This window comes from Bradyrhizobium lablabi (genome assembly GCF_900141755.1).
GTDB classification, from domain to species: domain Bacteria; phylum Pseudomonadota; class Alphaproteobacteria; order Rhizobiales; family Xanthobacteraceae; genus Bradyrhizobium; species Bradyrhizobium lablabi_A.
The window spans coordinates 3,856,855-3,868,967 of sequence record NZ_LT670844.1 but is presented as its reverse complement, the minus strand read 5'-3'; the positions used below and the strand labels follow the sequence as shown (position 1 = coordinate 3,868,967).

At 63.2% G+C, this 12,113-nt stretch carries 11 protein-coding genes; 5 read left to right on the top strand and 6 right to left on the bottom strand.

The window, feature by feature from the left end; all coding sequences use genetic code 11:
• Positions 1-121: 121 nt before the first annotated feature.
• On the top strand, positions 122-2,014 hold the full coding sequence (locus B5526_RS17990) for an acyltransferase family protein (protein WP_172842066.1): 1,893 nt from the start codon (positions 122-124) through the stop codon (positions 2,012-2,014).
• A gap of 67 nt (positions 2,015-2,081) precedes the next feature.
• Here B5526_RS17990 and B5526_RS17985 read toward each other — a convergent pair whose 3' ends face one another.
• The 4 genes from B5526_RS17985 to dnaA form a co-directional block, all read right to left on the bottom strand.
• Positions 2,082-2,810, bottom strand: a complete 729-nt coding sequence (locus B5526_RS17985; RefSeq protein WP_079540116.1) for a hypothetical protein — start codon at positions 2,808-2,810, stop codon at positions 2,082-2,084.
• Between the two features lie 130 nt (positions 2,811-2,940).
• A complete protein-coding gene (recF, locus tag B5526_RS17980; protein ID WP_079540114.1) occupies positions 2,941-4,077 on the bottom strand; it encodes a DNA replication/repair protein RecF in 1,137 nt (378 codons plus the stop codon).
• A gap of 163 nt (positions 4,078-4,240) precedes the next feature.
• A complete protein-coding gene (gene dnaN / locus B5526_RS17975) occupies positions 4,241-5,359 on the bottom strand; it encodes a DNA polymerase III subunit beta (RefSeq protein WP_079540112.1) in 1,119 nt (372 codons plus the stop codon).
• Positions 5,360-5,718: 359 nt separating this feature from the next.
• Positions 5,719-7,149, bottom strand: a complete 1,431-nt coding sequence (gene dnaA, locus B5526_RS17970; protein WP_079540110.1) for a chromosomal replication initiator protein DnaA — start codon at positions 7,147-7,149, stop codon at positions 5,719-5,721.
• A 625-nt stretch (positions 7,150-7,774) separates the two neighbouring features.
• On the opposite strand from dnaA, the gene B5526_RS37775 reads away from it, so the two are divergent.
• On the top strand, positions 7,775-8,119 hold the full coding sequence (locus B5526_RS37775) for a hypothetical protein (protein WP_154071350.1): 345 nt from the start codon (positions 7,775-7,777) through the stop codon (positions 8,117-8,119).
• A 277-nt stretch (positions 8,120-8,396) separates the two neighbouring features.
• Here the strand turns inward: B5526_RS37775 and rpsT are convergent, their stop codons facing one another.
• Entirely contained in the window at positions 8,397-8,663 is a 267-nt protein-coding gene (gene rpsT, locus B5526_RS17965) for a 30S ribosomal protein S20 (RefSeq protein WP_079540108.1), read from the bottom strand.
• A gap of 431 nt (positions 8,664-9,094) precedes the next feature.
• Here rpsT and B5526_RS17960 point away from each other — a divergent pair, with 431 nt between their 5' ends.
• From B5526_RS17960 to B5526_RS17950, 3 genes are all read left to right on the top strand, one after another.
• Positions 9,095-9,412 (top strand): hypothetical protein, encoded by a 318-nt coding sequence (locus B5526_RS17960; protein ID WP_079540105.1) that lies wholly within the window; start codon positions 9,095-9,097, stop codon positions 9,410-9,412.
• Positions 9,413-9,580: 168 nt separating this feature from the next.
• Positions 9,581-10,240 (top strand): peptide-methionine (S)-S-oxide reductase MsrA, encoded by a 660-nt coding sequence (msrA, locus tag B5526_RS17955; protein WP_079540103.1) that lies wholly within the window; start codon positions 9,581-9,583, stop codon positions 10,238-10,240.
• 282 nt (positions 10,241-10,522) lie between these two features.
• The gene (locus B5526_RS17950; protein ID WP_244562329.1) at positions 10,523-11,296 is read left to right on the top strand and encodes a polysaccharide biosynthesis/export family protein; all 774 of its coding nucleotides are present in this window, start codon (positions 10,523-10,525) and stop codon (positions 11,294-11,296) included.
• A 119-nt stretch (positions 11,297-11,415) separates the two neighbouring features.
• Here the strand turns inward: B5526_RS17950 and B5526_RS17945 are convergent, their stop codons facing one another.
• Positions 11,416-12,090 (bottom strand): dienelactone hydrolase family protein, encoded by a 675-nt coding sequence (locus B5526_RS17945; RefSeq protein ID WP_079540099.1) that lies wholly within the window; start codon positions 12,088-12,090, stop codon positions 11,416-11,418.
• Between the last annotated feature and the right edge of the window lie 23 nt (positions 12,091-12,113).

The window sequence follows — 12,113 nt, the reverse complement described above, 5'->3', positions numbered from 1 at the left end:
CGTCATCCGGAAATCTGGATTTTTAACCGGGCGCGGCAAGCCGATGCAGCCGGATTGCGCCGAAATGGCACGGCGCGGCAGACCTGCTAGAGAGAGATCTTGCGTTCTTTTGGATTGGCCGATGTTGTCCACGCCCTCTGACCGACATCGGCCCGACATCGACGGCCTGCGGGCCGTCGCCGTGATGCTGGTGATGAATTTTCACGCCTTCCCGGAAGCGCTGCCGGGCGGCTTCATCGGCGTCGATATTTTCTTCGTGATTTCCGGCTTTCTGATCACCGGCATTGTCGCGCGCGAGCTCGATCAACAGCGCTTCAGCTTGCTTACCTTCTATGCCCGCAGGATCAGGCGGATTTTCCCGGCCCTGATCGTGGTGCTCACAGCGACCCTGGTGCTGGGCTGGCTGTGGATGCTGCCTTCGGCCTATGCGCAGTTGAGCGCCGACGTCTTTGCCAGCGCGGCGTTTTTTGCAAATTTCGCCCTGCTGCTGCAGTCCGGTTATTTCGACGTCGAATCCGCCAAAAAGCCGCTGCTGCATCTGTGGTCGCTCGGCATCGAGGAGCAATTCTACCTGGTCTGGCCGCTGATCCTGATGCTGGCCGCGCGGCTGCGCCTGAACATCCTGATGACCGCGGCGGTCCTCGGCGTCGCGTCGTTCCTGCTCAATGTGGCGCTGATCGGCTCTTCTCCGGTCGCGACCTTCTATCTGCCCTTCACCCGCGCCTTCGAATTGCTGGCCGGCGCGGTCTTGGCCTGCGGCTGGAGCTATTTCAGCCAAACCGATGCGGCGAGCAATTTGCGCGCCTTTGCCGGGACGGCGCTGATTGCGACGGCGGCCGTCGTGCTCAATACCAAAAGCGCATTTCCGGGCTGGTGGGCGGCCCTGCCGGTCGCTGGCTCCGTGCTCGTGTTGTCTTCGCCAGCGGCGTGGGGCTGCCGGTATCTGTTGGCTAACCCGCTGCTGGTTTGGATCGGAGAGATCAGCTATCCGCTCTATCTCTGGCATTGGCCGCTACTGGTGTTTTACGGGATCATCAAATTCGAGCCGCTGACGCCGCTCGATGGCGAACTGATCCTGGGCCTGAGCACGGTGCTGGCCTGGCTCACCTATCGATGGGTCGAAAAGCCAATCCGGTTTGGCCGCCCAAGTCCGCTCAAGATCGCCTCGCTCAGCACCGCGATGGCGCTGATAGCGGTCTCGGGTGCCATGGTCGTTCAGGGCCGGGGTTTTGGCTTCCGGCTGCCGCCTGAGATCCGCGAGATGGCGGATGTGCAGAGCGATTCCTCAAAATGGCGCTTTCATCAATGTCTGCTCGATCTCGGCCATGAAACCTCGTTCGCCGACGACTGTGTCGATCGAAACCGGCGCCCGCTGATTCTGGTCTGGGGCGATTCCACCGCCGGCGCACTGTTGCCCGGCTTGCGCAGCGCCCAGCAAAAGCGCGGCTTCGGCATCGCCCAGTTCACCTCCAGTTCCTGCGTGCCGGCGCTCAACACCGATATGCCGGACGCGCCGAACTGCCGCGCGATCAACGAACAGGTGTTGTCGCTCGCCCGTGAGCTCAGGCCAGAGATCGTGCTGTTGCACTCCACCTGGTCGCAATATCTCGATGGCATGGCCGCGACCGTGGCGGCGCTGAAGAAAGAGACCAATGCCCGTGTCGTCGTTCTGGGTTCGGTGCCGTGGTGGAAACGCGGACTGCCGAATGAGGTATTGCGCTATTTCATGTTGCATCACCGGCTGATTCCGGAGCGTCTTGGTGACGCGGACCACGATGGGTCGGATGCGAAGTTGCGCGCAAAACTGGAGCCGCTCGGCGCCGAATTCATTTCGGTGTGGGATGTCATGTGCAGCGCGGAGGGCTGTCTGACGCGGGTCGGCGATGAAGCCCGCGATATCACCGCGAGCGATCAGGTCCACCTGACCGAAAAGGGATCGGTGTTTCTGATCCAATCCGTCATCGATCAGGTGCTTGGCGGGCAGGCGCCGCGATCGTCGAACGCGACGCAGTGACATCCTCCGGCCTCACACCCGCACAGCCCTCAGGGACGGCGGGCGATCTGGCCTGCATCCTGTCGCCTCAATATGCCTGCTGCAGCGTGACCTGTCCGCTCGCGCCGATCGTCAGACCCGTGTTGTCATCGGCGGTCAGCTCGATCTCATTGTTTTGCACCGGGCCGTTCGCGACCTCCAGCGAATAGCGGTATTTGCCGGGCGGCAGACCGAGCGTCGGTGCCGCGGCCGGCAGTACACCGCTGCCGGCGGCGATCCGGAAGGTCTGTTCGTTGATCGTGAGCGTGGCATCGCTTTGGCTGGCATTCATGAACGACAGGTTTGCCTGACCGGGCTTCGGCAGCACGCCCGCTTTCGCGGCCGCGGCCGGAATCTTCTGCACGAGGTTGATCGTCGTCTGGCCATTGCTGCGGCCGAGTTTCAGCACCGCCAGCCCGTCGGGCGAGGAAAACGCAAGCAGCACCTGGTCCGGCTTGATCACGGCGTGCTCGGAGGCTTCCTGCCATCCGCGCTTGCCGAGTTCGGCGCGATAGAAGGCCAGTACCGAATTGAGGCCGGCGGGTACGCGCGCGTCGAGTTCGAGGCGGTACGGTGCCTTGTCGGCCCCTACATGGTCCTCAAGCGAGCTAAAGATATAACTCTTCGGCACCGGCAAGACGGAGTCCGGCTCGGCTTCGAGCGGGCCCATCTGCATGGCGGTGAACGCCGCGATCGACGCGGCCACGGCCAGCGCGAAGGCGAGGGCCAGCAGCGCTTTTCTTGCCGGGGCCCGTGCCCCGCGCGACGTTCCAAACATTGGTGATCTCCGGTAGTTGCCGACGCCTGAGATCGTCGCGCGGCAGCGATGGCGGCGGCGAGTGGGCGCGGCTTTGGAAATCTAGTCGCGCCAAATGCGGGTTTGGTTCAAACCGGCTTGCGCCATGGGCTCAGGCGCGGCGGCCGATGCGGCCGGAATCGACGTCAAATATCTCGCCTGCCGCGCCGATGCCGGCAAACGCCGCGGGATCGGCGCCGGTCATCCAGACCTGCGCGCCGAGTTTTGTCAGCTCGGCGAACAGGGCGTGGCGCCTGGAGGGATCAAGATGCGCCACCACTTCGTCGAGCAGCAATAGCGGCGTGATCCCCGTCATCTCGGCGACCAGGGTGGCATGGGCCAGCACGAGCCCGATCAGCAGCGCCTTCTGTTCGCCGGTCGAGGCATCGCGCGCCGGCATGTTCTTCGGCGCGTAGATTACCTGCAGATCGGTCAGATGCGGGCCGTCGAGCGTGCGGCCGGCGGCGGCGTCGCGCGCGCGGCCCTCGCGCAAAATCTGCCGGTAGCGATCTTCAACCGCGGTGGCGGGTTCGGTGAGCAGGGCGTTCTCCATCCAGCCGTCGAGCATGATGTGGGCGGATGGAAAGGCCGATGCACCGCGCGCGCGCAGCATCGCCGCGAGTTTTGTGGCGGTCTGGCCGCGGGTCGCCGCCACCGCGACCGCGAGTTCGGCGGTTTCGCGTTCGATCGCGTCGCACCAATGGTCATCGTAATTGCGCACTTCCAGCAGGCGGTTGCGCGAGCGCAGGCTTCGATCGAGCGCCGAGACGCGGCTCGTATGCTCGCTGTCGATCGCCAGCACCAGGCGGTCGAAGAACCGCCGCCGCTCCGATGCCGCGCCTAGAAACAGCCCGTCCATCGCAGGCGTCAGCCACACCATGCGCAAATGATCGCCGAACGCGGTCACTGAGCTGACCGGTTCGCGGTCGATCCGGCAGCGCCGGCTGGTGGCTTGGGTATCAGCGCCCGGCGCATCGATGCCGGTGCCGAGCGTAGCAAGCCCCAGGGCGCCCTCGACCTCGGCGGACACCGCCCAGGAGCCGTCACCCTGATTGTCGGCGACATCCTCGAGCGTCGCCCGCCGCAAGCCGCGCCCCGGCGACAGGAACGAGACCGCCTCGATGCAGTTGGTCTTTCCCGCCCCGTTCGGCCCGACCAGCACCACCACATCGCCCCGCGCCTCAAGCTGCGCGGCGCGATAATTGCGGAAGTGCGTGAGGGTCAGGCGATGAATGCGCGAGGCGGTCATGGGGTCTAATCTGTCATTGCCGGGCGTGCAAACGTCCCGAATGCCGCCTCGACTTCTATCGTCATCATCCGCGAAAGCGGATGATCCAGTACGCCGCGCCGCTTATGACTTCATGCGCGCCGGTGATTACTGGATACCCGCTTTCGCGGGCATGACGGCCGCGCTACACCCGCATCGGCATCAGCACGTAGAGCGCGCCTTTGGATTCCTTGTCCTGCACGAGCGTCGGCGAACCGGGATCGGCCAGTTTGAGCACCGCGACCTCGCCCTCGATCTGGGCGGCGATGTCCAGGAGATAGCGGGAGTTGAAGCCGATATCGAGCGCGTCGGAGGCGTATTCGACTTCGAGCTCTTCGGTGGCGCTGCCGGAATCCGGGTTGGTCACCGACAGCACCAGCTTTCCCGCCGATAGCGCCAGTTTCACCGCGCGGCCGCGCTCGCTCGAAATCGTCGAGACGCGGTCGACCGCGGCCTCGAAATCCTTCTTGTCGACGATCAGTTCCTTGTCGTTGTTCTGCGGGATCACGCGGCCGTAATCCGGAAAGGTGCCGTCGATCAGCTTCGAGGTCAGCACCACATCGCCAATGGTGAAGCGGATTTTTCCCTGCGACAGCTCGATTTTGACTTCGGCTTCGTTGTCCTCGATCAGCCGCTGCACTTCGCCGACGGTCTTGCGCGGCACGATCACGCCGGGCATGCCGGCGGCGCCTTTCGGCAAAACCAGGTCGATCTGCGCCAGACGATGCCCGTCGGTTGCGACCGCGCGCAAGGTCGCGGCCTTGGCGGTCCCCGCGGTGTGGAGATAGATGCCGTTGAGATAGTAACGGGTCTCCTCGGTCGAGATCGCAAACTGCGTGCGGTCGATCAGCCGCTTCATGTCGGAGGCGGCAAGCGTGAACGAATGCGTCATGTCGCCGGCGGCAAGGTCGGGAAAGTCGTTCTCGGGCAGCGTCTGCAGGGTGAAGCGCGACCGTCCGGCGCGGATCGCCAGCACCGAGCGGTCGCCGTCGCCTTCCAGCACGATCTGCGCGCCGTCCGGCAGCTTGCGCACGATGTCGTAGAACATATGCGCCGGCACCGTGGTCGAGCCGCCGCTTGCGGCTTCCGCCGGCAGCGTCTCGGTCACTTCGAGGTCGAGGTCGGTGGCTTTGAGCGACAGCCGCGCATTTTCGGCGCGGACCAGCACGTTGCCGAGGATCGGAATGGTGTTGCGGCGCTCGACCACGCGATGGACGTGGCCCAGCGATTTCAAGAGTTGCGCGCGTTCGACGGTAACCTTCATAGCAATACCCGCCTGATCCCTAAGATGGAAAAGCCGGGCGGCCCGAAAGGCGCGCCGCGGCATGAGGCCCGAAAGGCCCGATCAAGGCTGGACTTGATCAAACCCTTAGGGGGACCGCAAGGTGGCGCGGATGGGGCGCTAGCGCAAGGGAAACGGCGGGCCGTTCCCCACGTTTTCAGGTTAAAATTCAACGGTCCCAAGTCGTCCCTGCGAAAGCAGGACCCACAACCACAGGCGTTTGTTGGAACAGACGCCGTCTACCATCGTGCCTAACGCTGGGCCGCGGCGCCGCGATGAGCGCAAATGCGCTCACGCTAGGGGTCCCGGCGCAAGGCCGGGACGACCAAGAGCGGAACCGCCTATTCCTGCAGCTGGCGCTTGAGCGATTCGACCTCTTCGGAGAGCGCGGTATCCTTGGCCACCAGCGCCTCGATCTTGCGCACCGCGTGCAAGACCGTGGTGTGATCGCGTCCGCCGAAGCGGCGGCCGATCTCCGGCAGCGAACGCAGGGTCAGCGTCTTGGCCAGATACATCGCGACCTGGCGCGGGCGCACCACGTTGGCGGTGCGGCGCGAGGACAGCAAGTCGGAGCGGCTGACATTATACTGCCGCGCCACCACCCGCTGAATGTCCTCGATCTTGATCCGCTTCGGTTCCTGCGGGCGGATCAGGTCGCGCACTTCGCGCTCGGCCATCTCCAGGGTCACCGGCTGGGCGTTGAGCTTTGAGTGCGCGAGCAGGCGATTGATGGCGCCTTCGAGGTCGCGGCCATTATGGGTGATGGTTCGCGCCAGATAATCCAGCACCGGCTCCGGCACGTCGAAGCTTGCATGATGGGCGCGCGCGGCGGCAACGCGAGATTTGAGGATGCCAAGCCGCAATTCCTCGCCAAGCGATCCCATCTCGACCACGAGGCCACCGGCCAGCCGCGAGCGCACGCGGTCGTCGAGGCTCTCGAGGTCCGACGGCGGACGATCGGCGGCGATCACCACTTGGCGGCCGGCGTCGATCAGCGCATTGAGCGTGTGGCAAAATTCCGCCTGGGTCGACTTTCCCTGCAGGAATTGCAGATCGTCGATGACAAGCACGTCGATGCCGCGCAATGCTTCCTTGAAGGCCAGCGCGGTCTGGGTCTTCAGCGCCGCGACAAAGCCGTACATGAACTTTTCGGCGGTCAGATAGAGCACCTTGCGTTCGCTGCCCGAATTGCCGGCCCAGGTCACGGCCTGCAGCAAATGGGTCTTGCCGAGGCCGACGCCGGCGTGGATGTAAAGCGGATTGAACATCACGGCATCGCCGCGCCGGCCTTCCGCAACCTGGCGCGCCGCCGCATGCGCGAGCGTATTGGAGCGGCCGATGACAAAGCTGCCAAAGGTCAGGCGCGGATCGAGCGGCGAGCCGCCGAGCGCGTCGTGGCTTGCCGATACCGGCGCGATCGCGGTCGCGCGCAGTTCGGGCGCGGGACGGCCGTCCGCGCGCTCAGTGCGGCGCGCGTCGACCGGCGCTATCGCCTCCTTGGCCGGCGCGGCGCATCGCATCGCGGTGCGCACGGTCAAGTCGATGCGATGCACTTCCGGCATCTCGGCCTGCCAGCAGGTCAGAACCCGCTCGGCGTAATGCGCCTGGATCCAGCTCTTGAGAAACCGCGTCGGAACCGAAAGGCGGACGCTTTCCTGCTCGACGCTCTCCAAATCCATTCGCGCGAACCAGCTGGTGTAGACGTCTTCTCCGACGCTCGAGCGCAGCCGACCCTTCACGCGTGACCAGCGATCCTGTTCGATATTTGTCATTGTCCTGAAGACTTTTCTAAAACGAGTGACGTTGCCTGACGAATCGCCGGGCGGCGTGTGCTCCGCTCGGCGCGACCTCAAGGGAAGCTTCAACTCCAGCCAAAGACCGGCCGTTCGGCGAGATGCCGCGCCACAGATCAATCAGGTTGGAAAAGAAGCGACCGCGAGGTCAGCGCGTACTCGGCCTATCCGGAGCCCGCGCGCGAGGCCGCGCGCAGGCGGCGTCCAGGGCGACAAAATCCAAGGGGTCATAATCCCAAGCGTGATAATCCCAAGCGTCCAATGAGGCATCGTTTGAAATGGCGATTCGATGCGCCGCCGTGATGATTCCGTAAAGCATACAACCTCCCCCTCTCACCGTGGTCGCCCGCGGCAAGTTGTCAGTCCACGCATGTTTCAAATTCGATCGGCCCCGTCCGAACATCAAATTCGTTCAGCCGCTCGCCGCACTCCTCAGCCCGTCCGTCCTCATTTGTCCGCTGGCTTCGCCTCCAATGGCGCTTCTCGGCTGGCCGGTCTCGTATCTCTCTTATTCGAAGCGGACGAGGCAACGCTGCCCCGCCTGAGAAATTTCGACACAGAACCTCGATCCTCACATTGCTATGAGATTCGATCCGACAATCGCTTGGAAAGCGTCGCCAACGCGCACACCGCCGCCGATTTGCACGTCCGCCCCGTTTCTCAAACCGCGCTGGTCTCAAGAGCCGTGGGCGCCGCGAACGTCTTTAGAAATACACGATGCACAGCATCTCGCAATCAATTTGATTCAAGGTTTGGCGCTACTCCGCGTGCCAACCGCGGTGCAGTTATTGTGATACTTGAAAGCAAGTTTTTGAATCAGCGCGCAGAATCGCGCGCATCGGGCGCTGTCACAAATCTCGGCATGGCAGCGAAAATTTTTAATAAAATCTTTACAATCGATCACCGCGAGAGCGGATTTTCGAAACGCTTGCCGTCACTATGGCGTTAAGTGATTAGCGAAGCGAAGTTTTTCGCGACTGTTTTTTCGGGTAACTCCCGCTTGCCAGGCTCGGATGAAACGCCTGGCGCTATTCCATCTTCATGGCGCAAAGCGCGGGTTTCTCGCGTCTGCGCACAACGTTCTATCGTCCGCAAAACTGCGGCAGTAAAACTACGGGTGCAAAGAAATATGACACGCCGTTCGCCGCACAGCAACGAAACAATCGACGAAAAGCAAAAGGCCCGACGCTAGCCGGGCCTTTTGACGAATTTCCTTTTCGTTCAGTTCATTTCGCAAGCTTGGCGATCTGATGCGCGAGGCGCGAAACCTTCCGGCTCGCATTGTTCTTGTGAATGATGTTGCGCTGCGCTGCCTGCATCAGTTCTGGCTCCGCGCGCGCCATCGCCTTCAACGCTGCATCGCGGTCGCCGCTCTTGATCGCTTCTTCGACCGTTCGTACCGCGCCGCGCATCTGGGTGCGGCGCGACTTGTTGATGATGGTGCGGCGGGCAATCTTGCGCGTCGCCTTCTTGGCGGAAGTGGTATTGGCCATGGTCTCGAATATCCTTCGGCGGTGACCGCTCGCTAAATGGTAGGGCTTTGGGCGCGCCGGCCGTTCAAACCTGAGATCGACGCTTTGGTAGTTGTTTCGGGTGCTCTTTGGAGGCGGCCATTGTCCGCAAGCAAACATTGTCGGCAAGCAAACATTGTCCGCAAGCAAACATGTCCGAAGCAAACCGGCTCACGCAAAACTTGCTTCCGGAAAATGGCTGATCTCAAAGAACAGCGGCGGCGGGATTGCGCCCGCCGCCATTGCCGCCCTTATAGAGGGCGGGCCTTGCAGCGTCAACGCTTTCTACCCCTCTTGGGGGGAGGCGGTTGCGGTCGTAAAACGCTGATAAGGTGCTGATGAGGTTGAATTTCCGCTGCTGCCCCGCTAAGGGCTGGCAGCGTTTTCGGGGCGCGCGAGAGGGTAGGTGACGCATGATCCGCGGTTTTTTCCGACTTATCGGCCTGTTGCTGCTGGCCGGCGGATTTGTCTTCATGGTCTATGACGGCGCCCGCTGGGTCGCCGATCAAAACCTGCGGTTCACCCGGTTCGGCCAATTCTGGAACGACATCCACCAATCCAGCCAGCAGGCCTTCCGCACCTGGGTGGAGGGAACCGCGCCCTGGCTCTGGACCAGTGTGGTCAGGGTTATCCTGGACCAGCCGGTTTTTGCCGTGCTGGGCGTGGTCGGCATTGTGCTGATGCTGCTGTTCCGGCCGAGCAAGCCCCTGATCGGCTATTCGCGGGACTGAAGCGCGCACACGCGCGCGCGCGCGCGCGCCCCGCGAGAACCGGCCGGCCGGGGCGGCGTGCCGCCTCTGGTGCTCACCCCGGGCGGCGTAACGGGGCTTTGGCTGCAGACGTAAAGACATATATTAGAGACACAGATTTCCCTGACATCCTGACGCCGGGAGGTGACCATGTTGTTCATGCGCAAGACCACCGCATTGCCGAGCGCCGCCGAGGCGCTGCCGGGCCGTGCCACCCCGATCCCCACCGCATCAAGGCATTTTGTGAATGGCCGCCCGCTGCAACCGCCTTATCCGCAAGGGCTGGAGCAGGCCGTATTCGGGCTCGGTTGCTTCTGGGGCGCGGAGCGAAAATTCTGGGAGCTTGGCGATGGCATCTACACCACTGCCGTCGGCTACGCCGGCGGTCATACCAGGAACCCGACCTATGAAGAGGTCTGTTCGGGCCGCACCGGTCATACCGAGGCGGTACTGGTGGTGTTCGATCCGAAGAAGATCTCCTACGACCAGCTCCTGAAGACGTTCTGGGAAAATCACAACCCGACGCAGGGCATGCGTCAGGGCAATGATGTCGGCACCCAATATCGTTCCGCGATCTACACCCTCAACGACGCGCAGCGCCAAGCCGCGGATGCCTCGCGCGCGGCCTATCAAAAGGCGCTCGCCGCAAAAGGCCTTCCCGCCATCACCACCGAGATCGCACCCGCCGGCGAGTTCTATTTCGCCGAGGATTATCATCAGCAATATCTCGCCAAGAATCCGGCCGGCTATTGCGGACTTGGCGGCACCGGCGTGTCCTGCCCGATCGGCGCCGGCGTCAGCGCGGCGTGATATTTTTCGCCGCTGCTCTGCGCCTCTCCCCGCTTGCGGGCTTTCTTAACCTCGCCCCGCTCTTACGCGGGGAGAGGTCGGATTGCGAAGCAATCCGGGTGAGGGGCTCTCACCGCGCACTCTTCATTCTCGAAATTTGCGGAAGCAGCCCCTCACCCCACCCTCTCCCCGCAAGGGCGGGGCGAGGGAGCCTTCCGCCGCGCCGTTTCAGCTCCGCGCAACAACGATTTGTTAACCATAACCGGTGCAAAACTTAGGCTCTCGCTATCGGGGATGGCCAAGGTGCGGTTTGCGCGCGCGTTTCGATTGCCGATCATTGCCGCCATGACCGCGCTCGCGTTGTCGGGCTGCATGCACGCGACCGGCCCGGTCGCGATGGCGCAGCCGCAAGGCGATCTCGATTCGCTTGCCTATGGCGAACCCTATCCTCCGGTCCCGGCGGGTGCGGCTTACGCCTCATCGGGCGCATCAGATTCCGGCGGCGCCATCAGCGCGCTGCGCAATGCCTTTGCCGCGGCACCGCAACGTTCCTACACACCGCCGCAAGAGGCCTATGCGGCGGCGCCGATGCCTGCCCCGATGCCGGTCGCCTATGAAACGGCCTACCGGCTCGATGCCGGCGACAAGCTGCGGGTCGTGGTCTATGGCCAGGAAGGGCTCACCAATACTTACTCGATCTCCGCTGGTGGTGCGATCACCATGCCACTGATCGGGTCAGTCCCGGCGCGCGGACGGACGCCGGCGGGCCTCGCCGCGGAAATCACCGCCAAATTGCGCAACGGCTATATCCGCGATCCCTCGGTCGCGGTCGAGATCGAAGCCTACCGGCCGTTCTTTATCCTCGGCGAAGTCGCAGCTCCCGGCCAATATCCCTACGTGCCCAACATGAGCGTCGAAAGCGCCGTCGCGATCGCCGGTGGCTTCTCGCCACGCGCCCGGCGCGACAGCGTGACGCTGACCCACACCGACAATTCAGGCTCGATGCGCGTGGTGGTGCCGCTCGGCACCGCGCTCAGCCCCGGCGATACCGTGCTGGTCGGCGAGCGCTGGTTTTAGAATTTCGCCGTCATTCCGGGGCGGCGCGAAGCGACGAACCCGGAATCTCGAGATTCCCCGATGCGCAATTGCGCATCTGAGGTCTGGTCCTTCGGACCATCCCGGAATGACGACCAAAATTATTTCTTCAAATGCTTCGCAAAGAACGCCATGCTTCTCGGCCAGGCCATGTCGGCGCTGGTCTTGTCGTAACTCGCCCGCTCGTCGCAATGAAAACCGTGCTGGGCGCCGGGATAAACAAAAATCTCGACATCGGGCCTTTTGGCCTTGATGGTCTCGACATCGGCGAGCGGAATGCCGGCGTCCTTTTCGCCGAAATGCAATTGCGTCGGCACCTTCGGCTTGTCGTCGGCAAAGCGTACCACGGCGCCGCCGTAATAGCCGATCGCCGCCGATAGACCGGAAAGTTTTGTCGCGGCGGCGTAGGCAATACTGCCGCCGAGGCAAAAGCCGATGATGCCGACCGGGCCTTTATCCTTCACCGCATCGATCGCGGCTTGCGTGTCGCGCAGCATCGCCGCCCAGTCGGGATTGGCGACGAATTTGCGGGCGACCGCGATTTCATCGGGCGAATAGCCGGACGTGAAATTGGGCTCGACGCGGTCGAAGATCGCCGGCGCGATCGCGACATAACCTTCGCCGGCGAGACGATCGCAGACGCTGCGGATGTGGTGATTGACGCCAAAGATTTCCTGGATCACGACCACCGCCCCTTTCGGCGCGCTGGCGGGGTCGGCACGATAGGCGCCGAGTTGAAAATTGTCGGAAGCGGTCAGCTTGATGTCTTTTCCCATGGGTCATCCATTGGTTGAGAGTT